Origin of the sequence: Marinobacter sp. 1_MG-2023, from assembly GCF_030549045.1 — a bacterium.
Taxonomy (GTDB): Bacteria; Pseudomonadota; Gammaproteobacteria; order Pseudomonadales; family Oleiphilaceae; genus Marinobacter.
On sequence record NZ_JAUOST010000001.1, the window covers coordinates 1,069,368 to 1,087,396 of the forward strand.

Consider the following 18,029-nt stretch of genomic DNA (forward strand, 5'->3'; position numbering starts at 1 on the left):
GGGGCGCTCCAAAAACCGCTGTGAATACGTCCGTGTACGCTTGGCTCCGCCATCCATGGCTCCGCACATTTTTGGAGCGCCCCACCCGCGCCCCCGCCCGAACTTTGGGGTGGCCTCGATTCAGTGAAGGAAACTGCTTTGGAAGAGCTATCAGTAATTGAAGCAACCCGTAAATGGGTCGAAGACGTCGTTGTTGGCTACAACCTTTGCCCGTTCGCCAAACGGGAACTGGTCAGAGATCGCGTTCGATTTGTGGTTTCTGACGCTGATAACGAAGACTCACTGCTTCAGGCCCTGCAAACTGAACTCCTGCGGCTGGATGATGAACCAGAAACCGAAACCACGCTTCTGATTCACCCTCATGCTCTACAGAGCTTCGCGGACTACAACGAGTTTCTGGATGCAGCCGATGGTCTGCTCGCGTATCTGGATATGGAAGGCGTATACCAGATCGCCAGTTTCCATCCGGATTACCAGTTTTCGGACGCTGAACCGGATGCAGCTGAGAACTACACCAACCGTTCCCCGTTCCCCATGCTCCACCTGTTGCGGGAAGCCAGTTTGGAAGCTGCGATCGATAGTCATCCGGATGTAGACGGGATACCACCGCGTAATATTGAGCTGATGAATAAGCTCGGTGTAGAGAAGATGCGAGAAGTGGTTTTCGCTTGTCATCAGAATTCGCCTGAAGCAGGGGAGTAGGCCAAAGAGCCGGTGGGTAACCCTCTCCCAAAAATGTGCGGAGCCATGGATGGCGGAGCCAAGCGTACAGGGAAGTATTCACAGCGGTTTTTGGGAGAGGGTTACCCACCGGCGACTGCACTTAGCCAGGATTGTCGCAGGCCCGACGATAGACAATTTAACGACGTTAAAGAGGCACCACAGTGGCACGACTATTCGAGCAACTAGATAGCCAACCCTCCGAAATCGGCGAAATCACACTCCGCCGTCGCCGCATCCCGGCACTGGGCGAGAGAGACATTTTCGAGGTAAAGCTCGGCGAAGAATTTCTGATGTCCAGCATGTTTGTGGACGCCGAAGTCGCTCTCTCTGATCTCGGGCTAGGTGAAACCGAAGGCGACAACCTCAGCGTTGTCGTGGGTGGCCTCGGGCTTGGTTATACGGCCGTGGCCGCGCTCAAGCATGAGCGGGTAGGGGAGTTGCTGATTGTCGAATACCTTGAGCCCGTCATTCGCTGGCACCAGCAAGAACACGTCCCCCTTGGCAAAGACATTAACGCCGACGCCCGCAGCCGCTACATTCACGGCAGCTTTTTTGACCTGGCCGTTGCCGACCCAAACAGCGGCGGCTTTGATCCCGACGCGCCGGGCAGAAAGTTTGATGCCATTCTGCTCGACATCGACCACTCGCCCCGAGCCTTGCTGAGCGACTCGAACGCCAGCTTTTACACCACCGATAATATCCGTCGCATGGCCGGGCAGCTCAAACCTCGTGGGATTTTTGCCATGTGGTCCAATGAGGGCGAAGACGCCGTATTCATGGAAGTACTGCGGGACGCGTTTACCGAAGTCGTCTGCCATGTTGTAAGCTTCTACAATCCGTTCCAGAACAGAGAATCTTTCAACACCGTCTACGTGGCCCGAAAACCGGGCTGAATTTGCCGGAGCTTGTATGCCAGTGACGACCCATCGCACTCGTCCTTTCAGTTCAAACCAGCGCCTCCCGGAACGGGATGGGCCGATGATTCTGCACGAACCTGAACAGGCGGGTGATTTGCTGTCGGATTTTATCCATCGCTACCCCAAACTGCTGATTCTGACCGGCGCTGGTGTGAGTACGGACTCAGGTATTCCGGATTATCGTGATGGCGAAGGTGCCTGGAAGCGCAAACAGCCGGTTCAGCACCGTGAGTTCATGGAAAGCTTCGAAACCCGCCAGCGTTATTGGGGGCGAAGCCTGATTGGCTGGCCTGTGATGCGAAATGCCGCGCCCAACCCCTCCCATTATCACATTGCTGATCTGGAGTTGCGTAACCACTCCAGCCTTGTCGTTACCCAGAATGTGGATCGCCTGCACCAGAAAGCCGGCACTCACGCTGTGAGTGACCTGCATGGACGTGCAGACGAAGTTCTGTGCATGAGCTGCGGCTACCGTTGCCCAAGGGATGACGTTCACGAACGCTGTGCTGACCTTAATCCAGGTTTCGGGCAGTATAAAGCCGATACAGCACCGGATGGCGATGCAGACCTGGATATCGATTTCTCCGAATTTCAGCTGGCAGACTGCCCTAAATGCAGTGGTATTCTGAAGCCGGATGTGGTGTTTTTTGGAGATTATGTGCCCAAGCAAAGAGTGCACTCAGCTTTGGATGCACTCAAGGCCAGTGATGGGCTGCTGGTAATCGGGTCGTCGCTGATGGTTTACTCGGGTTTTCGCTTCTGCCGCTACGCCCAGGAATTTGGCAAGCCGGTTGCCACCCTGAACCTGGGCCGCACTCGTGCGGAGGAATTGGCGGATCTGAAACTGAACGCCAGAATCGGGGAGACCTTGCAGGCGACCCTCACTCGGTTGTAGGCAGGGGCCAGGGCTCCATCAAGCCGGAATGCCATCAAACAGCAACACGACCCCAAAAATATACAACACCATAATAACCGCACTTTCTGTGCCGATCCTACCGATGCCGTGGCGTTCGCGACGGATCAGCCCCATCATCAGCACGCCCGACATCAGCAAGGTGAGAGCTGCCCAGAATTTCGAGTCTTCGGGCATTGCGTGGTAGATCGAACCGTTCCTGTAGGCAATATCCGATGCAGCGGTAAACAGCGTGTCAAACGCATTGCCGCCAATGATCCCGCCCACTGCAAGCGTGAGTGCTCCACGGCGAACCGCAGCAACCGAAGTGACCAGTTCAGGAATCGAGGTACTGATGGCGGTAAGCAGTACACCGACCACTGTCTGAGTCATGTTGGTTTCGGTGGCAATGACCGTAGCAGCAGGTTCCAGCATCCAGCCGGCGATACCCAGGATGGCCATCAACACCAGAAACTCGCCCCATAATTGCGACATGGGAGGCATGGCCGTTACATCATCGGGCTTGTCTTCGCGGGTATCCCGGGTCATGGATGGCAACCACATGGGGGATTCTGATGCCGTACGAACCAGATAAATGCCGTAAAAATAGGCTACAAGCAGCACTGGCGTTACAGGGTGGACGCCGCCAATGGTCACATCTGGCAAGTAGGGTGCAAACAGAATCAGTGCCAGCAGGCAGATCAGCAGCCCGTTCTGCATCATATTCGGAACCGATGCGGCGGCATGTTCCAGATTGGCCCTGCGATAGACCATATCGGCAACCGCCAGGAAAAAGGTTTGTACTGCGATACCGCCCAGCGCGTTGCTGACGGCCAGCTCGACATGGCCATTCCAGGCTGCCGTGACCGAGAGAACCGAGCCGCCCAGAGACGTTGATGCGCCCAGCAGCACCGCACCTGCGGCTGCCTCACCAATTCCGGTGCGGTCAGCCAGTTGGTCGACTACTCGGGTAATGCGTGTTCCGGCGATCGCGATGATGGCCGCACATACACAAAATACCAGGCCACCCTGCAATAGAGTCCAGCCTTCGGTCGGTGGGATTGACACGTTAAACAAACTCCATCAAAGGTCTCTCCCAGACTAGTGACTTATCTTTGGCCCTATGGCATCGATCAACTGGTCTTTCAGCCGACTAACTCCTTCTGACCAGTCGGGTCTTCCATGGCAACGTCCGCTGAATTTCCTCCGCTCAGTATCATACGCGCCGCAGCAATAGCCGCATCGCGGTAGGGCATTAGCACTATGTCGGCTTTTGCGTGCGTGAGCGCGGACGCCGTTTGTATGCTGTGTGCAGCAACGGCGACCTTGCCATGATAACCAAGGTCCTGCACAGATCTGAGCAGCGCACGTCGCGGATCGTCATGGGTCAGTCCGGTTTCGTGTTCGGGTACAGCCAGTACCAGCCATTTTGCCGCCCCAAGTGGCAGGTGTGCGAGAAATTCCGGGTCGGTTGCATCTCCGAAAATGACATCGTATCCATCCATCCGGGCATGGCGAACCGCTGTGGGGCTGAAGTCGACACCAAGCACTCTCAGACCAGCCTCTCTCAACACACACGCAATGCCAAGGCCGTAACGCCCCATCCCGAACAGGATGACATCGTGCCCCTGCGAGCTTGATGGTGCATCTTCGCGCGGAGTTGAAGCCATTCGCCGGTCAAAGATTCTCAGAAGTGGTTCCAACCGGTCATAGATCTGATGTGAATAGGTGATCATGTAAGTTGAGGCAGCGATGGTGATAAGTCCCACCAGGGTCACCAGGCCAAGTGCCTGATCGTTGACATGGCCTATGGTTACGCCCATTGCCATGAATATCAGGGAGAACTCGCTGATCTGCGCCACCGTAAGGCCTGCAAGAAAGCCTGTGCGCTTTCGGTAGCCCATAGTTACCATGATGATCAGTACAATCAGGGGGTTGCCGATCAGCACGAAAAGCGACAGAACAACGGCCGGCCCTACGCTGGCGCCGAGAACTGACAGGTCAAGAGAAGCTCCGAGCGCTATGAAGAAAAAGAGTAGCAGGAAGTCCCTTAGCGACGTGAGACGTGCTGCAATTGCCTCGCGGTAGGCCGTGGATGCCAGTGAAACACCCGCGAGAAGCCCGCCGAGTTCTTTTCCGAAGCCCAGGTAGTGGCCAATCGCCGCCAACAGTGCGGCCCAGGCGATGGTAAATGACACCAGCAATTCCGGAGCCTGCGACAGCCGGTCGACCAGTGGGTTGGCGGCATAGCGGATGAACAGCGCCACGGCAAAAAGCATGGCCAGGCCATAACCAAGAACGACCAGCACATCGGTCAATGCTGCATCTTCACCGGTTCCCACGCCGATGGCAGACAGCACGATCATTGCAACCACAACAACCACATCCTGTACGATCAGGAAGCCAAGCGCGATGCGGCCATGGAGTGAGTCGATCTCGCGCTTATCAGACAAGAGTTTGACGACGATGATGGTCGACGAAAACGTCAATGCAACCGCCACATAAACCGCCGTCAACGCATCCAGCCCAAGCACGAGGCTGATGACGAAGCCGAAGACCGTTGTGAAAATCACCTGTCCCAGCCCCGTGACCAGTGCCACGGGTCCCAGCGTGCGCACCAAATTGAAATCAAGCTTCAGGCCGACTAGGAATAATAGAACCGCGATGCCCAGCTCGGCCAGGAGGTCTATCTGTTCGTCAGAGCGCGCGATATCCAGCACCGAAGGGCCGGCTACGATACCTACTGCAATGAAGCTTACGATCAATGGTTGGCGCAGAAGAAGTCCGATAAAGCCTACGCCGGCGGCCAGCACCAGCAGTGCTGCGAACTCGTAGAACATGTAGCCCTGAAGCGCTTCGGTCACAATGTCTCGCTTTTATTTTCGGTTTTTGATGGTTGCCCTGCGGTGCCCGGACGTTTTGTCCTGTAGCGCAGAGCCCGCTTTTCTATTTCCAGAATTACTAGCAGTGCTGGCCCTACGGCAACGACAGCCAGGCCCTGGGAAATGGTTAAAGGCCGGGTATCGAAGAAAGCCTCCATAAACGGAGCGTAGGTAAACAGGAACTGTAATGCGGTGACTGCGGTTATGGCGATAAGCACCGGTCGCGTCCCGAGTGCGGCCTTGAGCGACAGCGACGTGGTATTGAGGAAGCGTACAGAAAAAAGATAGAAGATCTCCATCACCACCAGGGTGTTGACTGCGATCGTGCGTGCCTCTTCAATACGTGCACCTTGCTGTTGCGCCCAGATAAACATCCCGAAGATACCCGAGCATAAGAGAACCGACACGAATGCCACGCGCCATATCACGAAGCGGGACAGAAGGCTTTCGGCGGAAGAACGAGGCGGGCGCTGCATGATGCCAGGTTCTGGCCCTTCAAACGCCAGAGCCATGGCCAGAACGACCGAGCTGACCATGTTAACCCAAAGGATCTGCACCGGGGTAATTGGCAATGTCAGGCCCAGCAGAAGCGCTGCGATCAGTGCCATGGCTTCGCCGCCGTTGACGGGCAGTAGAAAGACAACGGCTTTTTGCAGGTTATCGTAAACGGTTCGGCCGGCTCGAACGGCGGCTGCAATGGTGGCAAAATTATCGTCCGCCAGCACTATCTCGGCCGCTTCCTTCGCCGCTTCGGTTCCGGTTTTACCCATCGCGATGCCAATATCAGCGCGTTTCAGCGATGGTGCATCGTTTACCCCGTCGCCGGTCATGGCCACGACGAGTCCATCAGCCTGCAATGCTTCGACCAGCCGCAGCTTGTGCTCGGGGCTGGTGCGCGCAAACACGTCGATGCGGGCGGCGCTCTCCTGCAGTTCTGTGGCACTCAGCCCGTCGATCTGAGACCCTTCCAGCACCTCCTCGGTATTCTCAAGCCCCAGTTGTCGAGCAATCGCCAGGGCCGTACCTCCGTGATCTCCGGTAATCATTTTGACCCGGATGCTTGCGGCCTGACACTCGGCCACGGCGGCAATGGCTTCTTCACGGGGTGGATCGATCAGGCCGACGAGCCCAAGAATGGTCAGCCCGCTTTCCACTTCACTGAAGGACAGTGTCTGAGCTCCTTCCGGTGCACGCTTTGTGGCGATGGCCAAAACCCGCTGGCCTTCAGCCGCTATCTCCGACGCCGTGCGCCTCCAGTATTCGGTATCTAAAGGTGTGGCTCCGTTTTCGTCCTCGTGCTGGCAGGTGCACATGGCCAGGATGCGCTCGGGAGCTCCCTTCACGTGCATGGTTGCCTGGCCGTTGTGATCATGATGCAGTGTCGCCATAAACCGGTGCTGGGCGTCGAAGGGAATCGCGTCAGTTTGCGGATTGGCGGATCGGGTGTCGCCTGTCATCAGGCCGGCTTTGCAGGCAAAGGCGACCAGTGCACCCTCCATTGGGTCGCCTTGCACGGTCCAGCCAGCTTCCGTTTGCTTCAGTTCTGCATCGTTGCAAAGCATGGCGCCAAGGGCAAGGTCACTCAGGAGCGGATGGGTTCCCGGTTCGATCTCCTGGGAGTCGAGCATAATGAAACCATCGGGTGTATACCCTGTGCCGGTTACAGAAAAACTTTGTCTGGCGGTGGCGACCCTGGTCACTGTCATTTCGTTGCGGGTCAGGGTGCCTGTTTTGTCCGTACAGATGACTGAGACAGAGCCCAAAGCCTCGATGGCGGGAAGCCGACGCACGATCGCGTTGCGTCGAGCCATAGCTTGCACGCCGATGGCGAGTGTTACGGTGAGAATTGCCGGCAGTCCCTCGGGAATCGCCGCAACCGACAGACCCACCACGGCAACAAACACCTCACCGAAGCCCATGCCGGCCACGCCATACCCGAAGGCGAGGATCATAGCTGCCAGCACTAGAATGACGCCGGTAATGCGGCGGGCGAATACTTCCATCTGCAGGAGAAGTGGCGTGGTTGTTGTCTCGACGCTGGTCAGCAGCCCGCTGATTCGCCCGATTTCGGTCTCGGCCCCTGTTGCGACAATAACACCACGCCCGGTGCCAGCGGCGACCAAAGTACCGCTGTAGGCCATTGAGCGTCGGTCGCCAATGGGTGCGTCTGATGCGACGGGATCTGTCGCCTTGTCGACCGGGACGGATTCACCGGTCAGAACCGCTTCCTGAATTCGCAGGCCCCTGGCGGCAACCAATCGAAGGTCGGCGGGGACCTTGTCGCCGGCGTCAAGAAGCACGATATCCCCGGGCACCAGTTCTTCGGCAGGCACTGTCGCGCGGCGCCCGTTACGCAGTACTTCTGCCTCTGGAGCCAGCATGTCGCGGATTGCCGATAGAGCCTGCTCGGCTCGCCCCTCCTGCACGAAGCCGATTACTGAGTTGACAAGCACGACGGCCAGAATCACACCGGTATCGACCAAATGCCCAAGTGCGGCCGTTACGGCTGCTGCGGCCAGCAGTACATAGATAAGAAGGTTGCGGAATTGCCTGAGGAACCGGCGTAGCGGGCCGTCAGGCTGAACTTCGGGTAGACGGTTTGGTCCGGTACTGTTGAGCCTGTCTGCTGCGTCTTTGGAGCTCAGGCCATCAAGGCCTGAGCCCACATTCCTGAAAACCTCGTCCTCCCCAAGTGCAAACCACTTGGGGCCAGATGGATCCTTGACGGGGCGACGGGTCATTGGGCCTCTCCTTAGATCAACACAGGCCCATCATACACGTCGATATAGCTCAAATATATTTGAAGTCGACGTCAAAATTCCCGGATTTTTACCCCTCATCCTCCGATTTGATATAGCTCAAGATCCGAACAGGTTGTAGACAAATACCGCGCCCACAGCTACCGGTGTAATGTAGCGCACAGTGACGTACCAGAGACGGAACATGGGCTCCGACAGCGCCAGCTCCTCTTCCATTGCCTTGCGTGACATTACCCAGCCAGCCAATATTGCAACCAGCAGGCCGCCCAGAGGCAACAGAATGTTGGCGGTAAAGAAGTCCAGCAGGTCAAAGATGGTTTTGCCTTCAAGCATGCCGATCCAGCCCAGGGGTGCAAAATCTGACCACAGGTTCAGGGAAAGAATCGATGCAATACCCAGAGCCCAACATACAAAACCGGCACCCAATGTACTGATGGTGCGATTCATGCCTTTTTGCTCTTCCAGCCATTCCACAATGGGTTCCAGCAGGGAAATGCCTGACGTCCATGCAGCGAATATCAGCAACACGAAGAACAGGGTTCCGAACAGGCTGCCCATAGGCATCTGGCCGAAAGCGAGCGGCAGGGTCTGGAAGATCAGGCCGGGGCCGGCGCCGGGCTCAAGGCCGTTTGCGAATACAATGGGGAAAATCGCCAGGCCCGCAAGCAGAGCCACGCCTGTATCGATAACGCAAACCGCTATGGAGGTTTTGGCTATGGATACGTTTTTGGGCAAGTAGGAGCCGTAAGCCATCATTACCGCCATGCCGAGACTCAGAGTGAAGAAGGCGTGGCCCAGGGCCACCAGAATGCCGGAAGTGGTGAGTCTGGAGAAGTCTGGCTGGAACAGGAAAGTCATCGCCCGTCCGAATTCGCCGGTCGTCATGGCGTAACCAACGACGATCAGAAGCAACAGAAAAAGAGCGGGCATCAGGATGCTGACCGCGCGCTCAAGCCCGGAACGAACGCCCTTCGCTACCACCAGCATTACCAGACCCATAAACAGAGTGTGCCACATCAATAAGGTTGCAGGGTCGCCAAGCAGATCAGAAAAGATGGTGCCAATGGCGTCAGCGGACTGGCCTGTGAGTTGTCCGCTCGCCGCTGTACCAACATAGGACACAGCCCAGCCGCCAATCACCGAGTAGAACGACAGAATGAGGAAACCCGCGACGACACCGATTGCACCGACAATCCACCAGGCGGGGTTCAGTTTGTCGTGCCTGACGATGGCTTTCAGGCTGTTAACCGGGCTGTGCCCGCCACGGCGGCCGATAAGTACCTCGGCCATCATGATAGGCAAGCCAATTGCCGCGATGCACAGAAGGTACACGAGCACAAAAGCACCACCACCATTTTCACCGGTGACGTAGGGGAATTTCCAGATATTACCCAGGCCAACGGCAGAGCCGGTAGCCGCAAGAATAAAAGCCAGGCGAGATGACCAGAGTCCCCGTTTGGCGTTTGAGCCTTCTAAAGCCCCGGAATAGGGCGCATTTGATTCAGACATGACTGTCTCCTGACAGATACTTGTTTTTGTTGGTAAGAGCGGAAGCCGTGAATTGATCACGGCCCCCGAAATCGGGCTGTCGTTGGTTAACCTGTACCAGTGTGCCGCTCACGCGCGGGCCCATTTGCGCCAGAGTGTTTCAGGAAGCGCTCTTCGGCGAGTGTGTTGGCGACTGCGCCAGTTGGCATGCCGCTGCGGTCCGAACGCTTGAAAATCTCTGTAAGTGTTTGGCCAATGCTCTCTACGTGGGCTCGCACGGTTTCCGGGGACGCGCCTGTGCGTTCGTAGAAAACATCGATGATGCCGCCGGCGTTGATGGCAAAGTCCGGGGCATAGAGGATGCCCCGGTCTTTGAGCGCCTGGTCGTGATCCGGACGTTGCAGGAGGTTATTGGCTGCGCCTGCAACGATCGTTGTTTTCAGGCGGGTAATGCTGTCGTCATTCAGCACGGCACCCATGGCGCATGGTGCCACCACATCTACCGGTAGAAACAGAATGTCTTCAGCCGATGCGGCATGAGCGCCCAGTTCATCCATAGCACGCTGCATATTCTCCTGGTGAATGTCATACACCCAGAGTTCAGCGCCGGCTTCTTTCAGGTGGCGGGCTAGTCGATAGCCCACGTTGCCAATGCCCTGGATGGCAACCTTCAAACCGGTCAGATCGTCGCGATCGAGCTTGTGTTTCACCGCGGCCTTCAGACCTACGAACGTGCCGTAAGCGGTGGTGGGGGAGGGGTCACCATTGCTGCGCTGACCATCAAAAGCCGTGCGCTCGATTATGCCGGCAACGTGTTTGGTGTGCCGCCCCATGACTTTCAGGTCTGGCACGCTGGTTCCGGAGTCTTCGGCCGCTATGTACTGGCCGCCAAGTCCCTCAAGGTGCTTGCCCATCGCTTCCAGCAAGGCTTCGCTTTTTTGCTTTCGTGGATCCCCGATGATGACCGATTTGCCGCCGCCGAGGTCCAGGTTGGCAAGTGCGGATTTGTATGTCATGCCCCGAGACAAACGCAATACGTCGCGCAGAGCTTCCTCATCGCTGGCATAGGGGAACATCCTGCAGCCGCCAAGAGCTGGTCCGCGGGAGGTGTTGTGTATGGCAACAATGGCTTTTAGCCCGGTTTCGGGATCGCAGAAAAACGATAAATGTTCGTGGTTATCGAACTCGGGATGGCTGAATACGTTCATTGCGGTTCACCTCTTTTTCCTGGCCCTGGTGGGCGCCGTTTTTCGGAAGCTGAGGTGACGAACTCAAACGAAGGACACGTTTGCACATTGCAAACGGCGCCCTGGGGGCGTGCAGATATAGACATTTTGAAATCCTCTCCACCTGGCCGGATCTCGGCGGCAGTGGCGGTGTTGTTTTTGTCGTCCGGCTTGTGGCCGGCGGTTTGATTTCAGGTGTCCGGGTTTCCCGAAGGGGATTGCCCTTGTGGGGCCGGACTGGAGTTAAACTAATCGCTGTAACCGGGCAGGTCAATCGTGGGGCTTGTCCCGAATGCAGTCTTTAGCCTCCTTGCAGTTAGTTGCATTTACAAAACTTGTTGGCAGATCAACAACTCACGCCTGCGGAAACTACTTATTCGCGTGGCCGGAAAATTTCCTTAGCTTGCGTAGATGATAAACACCCTATATCCCTACCAATTTCAGTCCGCAAAGGTTCGTTCCGAGCTTATCCGGATGTTTCCTATCTCATTGTTCGTGGTAGCGTTCGGCGCTGCCTTTGGTCTGGCGGCTGTGCAGAAAGGGCTGGGGCCTCTTGAATCCATTCTGATGAGCACTCTGGTGTTTGCCGGTGCCTCGCAGTTTGCGGCAATTGATATGTGGGGAGCTGAAGTCTCCGTGCTTCCCGTTATGGTCGTGGTATTTGCCATCAACTCCCGACACCTGTTGATGGGGGCTTCGCTGTACCCCATGCTGAAAGATGTTTCTCCCGCTAAACGTTATGGTCTTATGTTGCTTCTCACCGACGCGAACTGGGCGGTATCTGCTCAGGAATACCAAAGTGGCAGGCGTAACCTTGAGGTGATTCTGGGCGGCGGCCTGGCTCTTTGGCTGGCATGGATTGTCGGGACCTGGCTTGGTGTGTACTTCGGTGGGCTTTTGCAGGATCCGAAAAGCCTGGGGATGGACATGGTGCTGGGCTGCTTTTTGTTGGCTATGGCGCTGGGCGGAAAGAAAAACCCTCGAGTACTGGTTGCATGGTCGCTTGCCGCGATTGCTTCCTTTGCGGCATGGAAGTGGCTGCCGGCCAATACCCATGTGGTTGCCGGCGCCCTTGCCGGTGGTGTGGTTGGCTTCTTCTGGCTAGAAAAAAAGCCGGTTGACGAGCATGTCGAGGAGCCGGCATGACTATTGAAACAACCACAACCGGCGTTCTGGCGCTGATACTGATCATGACACTGGTAACCCTGGCAACCCGGTTCGGGGGCGTGTTTATCATGTCTTATGTGCGGATAAGCCCGCGTATTGAAAGCTTTATCAATACCATGGCCAGCTCCGTGCTCATTGCCATTATCGTGCCCATGGCGTTTGGTGGTGATGCCGGCGCGATTGCGGCCCTGTCTGTGACTGCCGTTGTCATGCTTGCTACCAAGAAGCCGCTGCCAGCCATTGCGTCGGGTATCCTCGCGGCTGCTCTTGTCCGGTATTTTGCGTAACCCCTCTCAAGTTCGCCTTTTCTAAGCCGATAAACGGATAGAGATTCGAGTTATTGAGAGGTAAACCCGCGCCATGATCGTGTCCAGTCAGATTTCCTTTCTTCAGGGAAGTTCCCGTCAGGAAACGGCCTTCGACCAGAGCCAGCTCCGGATTAACCAACAACCGCTATCCGGCGCCCCGGCAAGCGATCAGCCGGGTGGGGCGCAAGTCAATATAACGCGCGATGCAGCCTATCGTTACACGAGTCAGGAGCGCCTGAGCTACTCCGGTTCCAGCACCGTCAGCGGCGCTGATCGTAGTGCGGTATTTTCCAGCGCGGAGCTGGCGGAGAAAACCGCAGAACTGTTTCTTCGGGGCCAGCAGGCCATCAGCGTAGGCCGTGCTGCTTTGGCTGGCGACTCTGGCACCCAGACGCAAGGCAGTATGTCCGTTGAGGCCAACCGCTACATGTTCTATTCCGAGAGTGAAACCCGCTCCTTTGCCTCGACCGGAAGTATTTCTCTGGAGAACGGCGAGACCATTGATTTCACCTTGTCACTTCGTCAATCACAGTCCCGGACATATGAATACTCTGAAAGTCTTCGCATAGAGGAACGCCCGATGACCGATCCACTGGTTATCAACTTCGGCAGTGCAACGGCTCAGCTTAACGACACTCTGTTCGAGTTCGACCTGAACGGAAACGGCGAATCCGGGCAGTTTGCTACCTTGGGTAGCGGCAGTGGTTATCTGGTATTCGATCGCAATGAGAACGGCGAGGTGGATGACGGCACTGAGCTGTTTGGCCCCAAAAGCGGTTCTGGATTCAGCGAACTGGCAACGTTTGATGATGACGGTAACCAGTGGATTGATGTCAGCGATGAAGTCTTCTCATCGCTATCGGTCTGGGTGCAGACTGCTGACGGCTCGCAGGATTTGAGGTCGCTGGAAGACGTTGGGGTACAGGCGTTATATGTAGGCAGCGCTGAGGATAGCTTTACCCTCACGAATAGCCAGGGCATTCCTTTGGGACAGATTCAGGCTTCAGGCATTTACCTGACCACCGACGGCGAAGTTCGCACGCTCGAGGAAATTACTTTGGCTGAACAGAATACGGAGCAAGTTCCACCCGCAATGCAGAGTCTCGGTGGCAGCGGTGGACCTGATAGAGACGGCAACGAAGTCGGCGGGCTTTTGGGCGCACGGATTGAGGCCATTCGAGGTGCATTGGAGAAGCTCAATGACATTCGGGTAAAACAACAAGCTTTTATCGAAGAGACCAAGAACTTGGGGGAAGCAAAATCCCCTCTGGATGAGTACATGAATATCATCAACCAGTTGCGGCTTGAACTGCTGAACAGCCAGGATGAGAAAAAGCAGGCCGCGAGTCGGTACCTTGAGTTTGCCAGGGTGTAATCCTGCACAGGGTAGGACAGGATGAGATTGTACGTCTGCGGCGGAGAGCCGCCTCTCGTATGAAAGAGTCTATATTGAATTGCCGGGCGATTGCGTCGTAATTGCCTTAGCCTGCCAACCCCGAAAACTGGTTGTTGGCAGGCCGATAACCTTAACCACCGCAACCGCCCTTATTGAATGGCAGAAATGTCGGGCTTTTCCTACCGATAAACAAGGCCGCCATCGATCAGTGGGGCCTGCCCCGTCATGTAGTCGGCGTCGGGTCCTGCGAGAAACGAGACGAAAGCCGCCACATCTTCGGGCGTCTGGGCGCGACCAAGAGCTATGCCGCCGACGAACTTGTCATAGCTTTCGCCGATTTTAGCACCAGTGATCTCCGCCATGCGCTTATCAATCTCAACCCACATATCGGTGCCGACCACCCCTGGGCAGTAGGCGTTGACCGTTATGCCGTCGCTCGCGAACTCTTTGGCAGATGCCTGTGTCAGAGCCCGCACTGCAAACTTCGTGGCCGAATATATGCTCAACAACGGGAAACCTTCGTGGCCGGCAATGGACGACGCATTGATGATCTTGCCTTTGGTTCCGTGTTGTTTGAATTTCGCGGCTGCCGCCTGAGTGCCCCACAAAACACCTTCAACGTTCACTTTGAAGATTTTATCGACTTCTTCCGGTGTAACATTGGCGATGGATTGAATGTTGGCGATGCCCGCGTTATTGACGATGATGTCAAAGCCGCCCAGCTCTTTCTCTGCGTGATCGATCGCAGCATAAACTTCGTCGCGTTTGGAGACATCGGCTTTGAAGATTGTGGCCTTGCGCCCCAGTGCTCGAACCTCGTCGGCAACGGCCTGCATGTTCTCGTCATTAAGGTCAACAACGGCAATGTCGGCGCCATCGCGTGCGAGTCGCAATGCGATTGCTCGACCAATCCCTTGTCCTGCACCTGTAACTAAAGCGACCTTGTTTCCCAGACGTTCCATTTGTGACTCCTTGTTTAGGTTACATAAATGGCAAGTTTATGCTGGCAGGAACATTGATGGTTCCGCCTGCATTTAAAGCTCAATAATCATGCTCCTCATACCGCACACGATCAAGCTGCGTACAGTCGCCTATTGAACTGCCCTCGACTTTCAGTGTTTCGGCAAGTGAATCTGTCAGTTTCGCCCTGAACATGCTCGCTACCTGTAGGTTTCCGGGGAATATACCTATTTCTCGTGTTTGGCCTTGCCATAGAATGTGTCGCTTATTGCGTATGTTTATATGTAATCAACGCAATAGCTAACGCACCGCTGTTATTGAAACTGGTAAGACCATGCCTCACTTGTCCCTTGAATTCGTTTCCTCAGAGTGGCTTGCGCTCAACGAGAAATTTCCGTCAGAAACTCACCAATTTGTTCGAGGTTTTTTTCAGAACAACGCGAGCATACTCTCTGAATATTTCTATCAGGTGATGCTTTCCAATCCAGAGGCCTCAAAATTCTTATCGAATGAGGATGTTCAGCAACGGCTCGGGAATTCCATGCAGCGCTGGTTGTCCGGGCTATTTGGGTCTTCGGATCAGGACTCTGTTTTTAAATTGATTGCAGAGCAGCGCAAAATTGGTGAGGTGCACGCCAGAATCGATATTCCCCTCCATCTGGTATTGAGGGGAGCGCGCTGCCTGAAGAATCAATTTACAGCCCTGATTGATGATGGGTTATTGAGTGATAAGCAGCGGGTTCTGGCAATCCACCTGGCTTCTGACACGATCGATCTTGCTATGGAAGTCATGGGGCAGGCTTATTCTCTCTCCCACGACCGAAATTCTCGAGCTGAAGAGGCTTATCGGCTCTTTGCGATTACCCAAAATATTGCAAACGAGAAAGATCAGCAACGAGCAGCTGTGCTTCATTGGGAAAACCAGCTGATGTTTGGCCAGGCTGTTGGCAAAAAGTGTTCAGAGCTGCCTCGTATTCAGACATCCGAGTTCGGGCTTTGGTTTCGTCATAAAGGGGCTCATGCATTCGAAGGATCGGTTGAGGCTACTGCAATTCTGGATGCCATGGATGCTATTGACCATACGGTGCTCCCATTGTTTGGTGCCGGCGGCCACGACCTGGAGGGCCAGGCGAAGCGTGTGTCCTTGTTGCATGACCTGCGGGACAATGTAAGAAGCATTTTGTTTCATCTGGACAGTCTGTTTGAGCAAAGCAATGAGCTGGAATCCGGGCGGGACGTACTGACACGTTTACTTAACCGAAAGTTCATGCCAGTGGTTCTCACCAGACAGATTGACCAGGCGAGAAAACAGGATACCTGCTTTGGTGTTGTAGCTTTGGATATTGATCACTTCAAGCAGGTTAATGACACATACGGCCACCAGGCTGGAGATGTCGTTTTGCAGCAGCTTGCCCTGATTCTTCTGAATAACAGCCGGTCTGGTGACTATTTGTTCCGAATGGGAGGAGAAGAGTTCCTGTTGGTTGCGGTAGACATCAACAAAGAGCAGGTCCAGCGCCTTGTGGAAAAGCTCAGGGTGAGTGTTGAGCGGGAGTTGTTCCGGCTGCCCGAGGAGAACACGTTGAGAGTGACCATCAGTGCAGGGGTATCCTGCTTCGACGGTCACCCGGATTATCAGCGCTTGATCAGAAAAGCAGACGACGCCCTGTATCAGGCGAAGAGCCGCGGCCGCAATCGGGTCGTCATCGCCTGACTTGAATGAATGGTTGCTGGATTTAAGGAGGTTTCATGGGACTTCCTCAAGATTACAAGATCGTGATTTGCCAGACCGCAACGAGCCTTATAGGCTTTTTGTGAAAGCCACCGAATATCAGGAGCTTTACTATGTCCAATAATCACGTGTACAAAAAAGTCGAAATTGTCGGTTCGTCAGAAACCAGCATTGAGGGTGCGATTGAAAATGCGCTCGCGGAATCTGCGAAGACTATCCGCAATATGGAATGGTTTGAGGTTACGGAAACCCGCGGGCACATTGTTGATGGCAAGGTTGGCCACTACCAGGTGTCGCTGAGCATAGGTTTCCGGATCAAGGAGAGCTGACCTGTATTCGGAGCCTGGGGCGCAAAGGCGCCTCTTGTCAGGCTCCGTCGTTCTGCCGGAACGGAAGCGCCGTTTTGGCGTCGTCAAAATAAGCCAACACCTGCTCTGCCTCCTCCTGTGTAAATTCTGCAATGGCCTCTCGAAACCCGGAATGGGCGACCCCATGCCATGAATGCGTGAGTTCAGGTTCAAAGCCGCGAACGAGCTTATGTTCGCCCTGTGCACCGGCATCAAAGGTCTGAAGCTCCAGCTCTATGGCTAGTTCAATGCCCTGGTAATAGCAGGTTTCAAAGTGAAGGTGGTTGTACTCTTCAAGACAGCCCCAGTAGCGACCGTAGAGTGTGTCTTTTCCCTTGAGAAACAGGGCCCCTGCAATCATTTCGCCGTCTTTCACCGCCATGATGACATGCAGGTGATCAGGCATTTTCTCACGCAGCTGCTCAAAGAACTGCTGGGTCAGATAAGGCCTTTGCCCACGTTTCAGATAGGTTGCCTGGTAAAAAACATAAAATGCAGCAAGAACGTGACCGGGAATCTCCCGACCGTGAAAGCGGCGGAAGCTGATGCTTTGCTCCGAAATCTGTCGGCGTTCCTTGCGTATGGATTTGCGTTTGCGGGAAGTCAGCTCGCCCAGAAAATCCTCGAAGCATCCATAGCCGCGGTTTCGCCAGTGAAACTGGCAGCCAATCCGGTGCAGCTGTTTGTCATGGTTTAATAGTTGCTGATCTTCAGTGTTCGGAAACAGAATGTGCCATGAATGCGCGCCAAGACGGGCTGCCAGCGTATCAAGAAGGTCATGAGCCTGAAGAGCGTCCAGAGTGTCACGCAGCCGTGGATCAAGAAGTAGCCTGGGCCCCTGGGAAGGCGTAAAGGGAATGGCGATCAGAAGCTTCGGGTAATAATCCAGACCATAGCGACGGTAGGCGTCTGCCCAGGCCCAGTCAAACACATATTCGCCCATTGAGTGGGATTTAAGGTAGGCCGGAGCGACGCCAGCAATCTCACCTTTTAGCCGGAAGACAAGGTGGCAGGGTTTCCAACCGGTTTCTTCGCTGGTGCAGCGGGAGGTTTCCAGCGCTTCAAAAAACTCGTACCGGAGAAACGGGTTATCGGTGCCTGCCAGCCGATCCCAGGTCTCCCTGGGAATGTCGGAAAGGGAATGGCAGGCCTCGATCGTAATATTTGATACTGCGGGTTCTGGCATGGCTGGGGCGTACTCCTTGATCGCTCCCGTTACCTTACGTCAAAAC

General features: G+C 55.3%; 15 protein-coding genes. 8 read left to right on the top strand and 7 right to left on the bottom strand.

Annotation, left to right across the window (positions count from 1 at the left end; translation table 11 throughout):
- Positions 1–138 precede the first annotated feature (138 nt).
- The 3 genes from Q4606_RS04940 to Q4606_RS04950 all read left to right on the top strand — a co-directional run bounded on the left by Q4606_RS04940 (position 139) and on the right by Q4606_RS04950 (position 2,535).
- The gene (locus tag Q4606_RS04940; protein ID WP_303606845.1) at positions 139–702 is read left to right on the top strand and encodes a DUF1415 domain-containing protein; all 564 of its coding nucleotides are present in this window, start codon (positions 139–141) and stop codon (positions 700–702) included.
- 182 nt (positions 703–884) lie between these two features.
- Entirely contained in the window at positions 885–1,616 is a 732-nt protein-coding gene (locus tag Q4606_RS04945) for a spermidine synthase (protein WP_303606846.1), read from the top strand.
- A gap of 16 nt (positions 1,617–1,632) precedes the next feature.
- Positions 1,633–2,535 carry an NAD-dependent protein deacetylase gene (locus Q4606_RS04950; protein WP_303606847.1) on the top strand — a complete coding sequence of 301 codons (903 nt, stop codon included), beginning with the start codon at positions 1,633–1,635 and terminating at the stop codon, positions 2,533–2,535.
- A gap of 18 nt (positions 2,536–2,553) precedes the next feature.
- Here Q4606_RS04950 and Q4606_RS04955 read toward each other — a convergent pair whose 3' ends face one another.
- From Q4606_RS04955 to Q4606_RS04975, 5 genes are all read right to left on the bottom strand, one after another.
- Complete coding sequence (locus tag Q4606_RS04955; protein WP_303606848.1) at positions 2,554–3,600, bottom strand: sodium:calcium antiporter; 1,047 nt, start codon at positions 3,598–3,600, stop codon at positions 2,554–2,556.
- 77 nt (positions 3,601–3,677) lie between these two features.
- Positions 3,678–5,396: a cation:proton antiporter gene (locus tag Q4606_RS04960; RefSeq protein WP_303596291.1), complete on the bottom strand. Its 1,719-nt coding sequence runs from the start codon at positions 5,394–5,396 to the stop codon at positions 3,678–3,680.
- Positions 5,393–8,155, bottom strand: a complete 2,763-nt coding sequence (locus Q4606_RS04965; RefSeq protein WP_303606849.1) for a cation-transporting P-type ATPase — start codon at positions 8,153–8,155, stop codon at positions 5,393–5,395. The genes Q4606_RS04960 and Q4606_RS04965 overlap by 4 nt, the downstream gene beginning before the upstream one ends.
- A gap of 117 nt (positions 8,156–8,272) precedes the next feature.
- Positions 8,273–9,682: a sodium-dependent transporter gene (locus tag Q4606_RS04970; RefSeq protein WP_303606850.1), complete on the bottom strand. Its 1,410-nt coding sequence runs from the start codon at positions 9,680–9,682 to the stop codon at positions 8,273–8,275.
- Positions 9,683–9,768: 86 nt separating this feature from the next.
- Positions 9,769–10,869 carry a Glu/Leu/Phe/Val dehydrogenase dimerization domain-containing protein gene (locus tag Q4606_RS04975; RefSeq protein WP_303606851.1) on the bottom strand — a complete coding sequence of 367 codons (1,101 nt, stop codon included), beginning with the start codon at positions 10,867–10,869 and terminating at the stop codon, positions 9,769–9,771.
- A 492-nt stretch (positions 10,870–11,361) separates the two neighbouring features.
- On the opposite strand from Q4606_RS04975, the gene Q4606_RS04980 reads away from it, so the two are divergent.
- The 3 genes from Q4606_RS04980 (at position 11,362) to Q4606_RS04990 (ending at position 13,737) form a co-directional block, all read left to right on the top strand.
- On the top strand, positions 11,362–12,033 hold the full coding sequence (locus Q4606_RS04980; RefSeq protein ID WP_368497543.1) for an AzlC family ABC transporter permease: 672 nt from the start codon (positions 11,362–11,364) through the stop codon (positions 12,031–12,033).
- On the top strand, positions 12,030–12,341 hold the full coding sequence (locus Q4606_RS04985) for an AzlD family protein (RefSeq protein ID WP_303596286.1): 312 nt from the start codon (positions 12,030–12,032) through the stop codon (positions 12,339–12,341). The genes Q4606_RS04980 and Q4606_RS04985 overlap by 4 nt, the downstream gene beginning before the upstream one ends.
- A 73-nt stretch (positions 12,342–12,414) precedes the next feature.
- Positions 12,415–13,737, top strand: coding sequence for a hypothetical protein (locus tag Q4606_RS04990; RefSeq protein ID WP_303596285.1), 1,323 nt, complete (start codon positions 12,415–12,417; stop codon positions 13,735–13,737).
- Positions 13,738–13,937: 200 nt separating this feature from the next.
- Here the strand turns inward: Q4606_RS04990 and Q4606_RS04995 are convergent, their stop codons facing one another.
- Positions 13,938–14,720 (bottom strand): acetoin reductase, encoded by a 783-nt coding sequence (locus Q4606_RS04995; RefSeq protein WP_303596284.1) that lies wholly within the window; start codon positions 14,718–14,720, stop codon positions 13,938–13,940.
- Between the two features lie 332 nt (positions 14,721–15,052).
- On the opposite strand from Q4606_RS04995, the gene Q4606_RS05000 reads away from it, so the two are divergent.
- Both Q4606_RS05000 and Q4606_RS05005 read left to right on the top strand, forming a co-directional pair.
- Positions 15,053–16,432: a diguanylate cyclase gene (locus tag Q4606_RS05000; RefSeq protein ID WP_303606853.1), complete on the top strand. Its 1,380-nt coding sequence runs from the start codon at positions 15,053–15,055 to the stop codon at positions 16,430–16,432.
- A gap of 131 nt (positions 16,433–16,563) precedes the next feature.
- A complete protein-coding gene (locus Q4606_RS05005; protein ID WP_303596282.1) occupies positions 16,564–16,779 on the top strand; it encodes a dodecin in 216 nt (71 codons plus the stop codon).
- Positions 16,780–16,816: 37 nt separating this feature from the next.
- Here Q4606_RS05005 and Q4606_RS05010 read toward each other — a convergent pair whose 3' ends face one another.
- Positions 16,817–17,983, bottom strand: coding sequence for a GNAT family N-acetyltransferase (locus tag Q4606_RS05010; RefSeq protein ID WP_303606854.1), 1,167 nt, complete (start codon positions 17,981–17,983; stop codon positions 16,817–16,819).
- Between the last annotated feature and the right edge of the window lie 46 nt (positions 17,984–18,029).

Bases quoted from the DNA above. Each gene is read 5' to 3' on its own strand.
- Q4606_RS04975 (WP_303606851.1), bottom strand. From the start codon at position 10,869: ATGAACGTATTCAGCCATCCCGAGTTCGATAACCACGAACATTTATCG.
- Q4606_RS04995 (WP_303596284.1), bottom strand. From the start codon at position 14,720: ATGGAACGTCTGGGAAACAAGGTCGCTTTAGTTACAGGTGCAGGACAA.
- Q4606_RS04970 (WP_303606850.1), bottom strand. From the start codon at position 9,682: ATGTCTGAATCAAATGCGCCCTATTCCGGGGCTTTAGAAGGCTCAAAC.
- Q4606_RS04965 (WP_303606849.1), bottom strand. From the start codon at position 8,155: ATGACCCGTCGCCCCGTCAAGGATCCATCTGGCCCCAAGTGGTTTGCA.
- Q4606_RS04990 (WP_303596285.1), top strand. From the start codon at position 12,415: ATGATCGTGTCCAGTCAGATTTCCTTTCTTCAGGGAAGTTCCCGTCAG.
- Q4606_RS05010 (WP_303606854.1), bottom strand. From the start codon at position 17,983: ATGCCAGAACCCGCAGTATCAAATATTACGATCGAGGCCTGCCATTCC.
- Q4606_RS04985 (WP_303596286.1), top strand. From the start codon at position 12,030: ATGACTATTGAAACAACCACAACCGGCGTTCTGGCGCTGATACTGATC.
- Q4606_RS05000 (WP_303606853.1), top strand. From the start codon at position 15,053: ATGCCTCACTTGTCCCTTGAATTCGTTTCCTCAGAGTGGCTTGCGCTC.
- Q4606_RS04950 (WP_303606847.1), top strand. From the start codon at position 1,633: ATGCCAGTGACGACCCATCGCACTCGTCCTTTCAGTTCAAACCAGCGC.
- Q4606_RS05005 (WP_303596282.1), top strand. From the start codon at position 16,564: ATGTCCAATAATCACGTGTACAAAAAAGTCGAAATTGTCGGTTCGTCA.
- Q4606_RS04980 (WP_368497543.1), top strand. From the start codon at position 11,362: ATGTTTCCTATCTCATTGTTCGTGGTAGCGTTCGGCGCTGCCTTTGGT.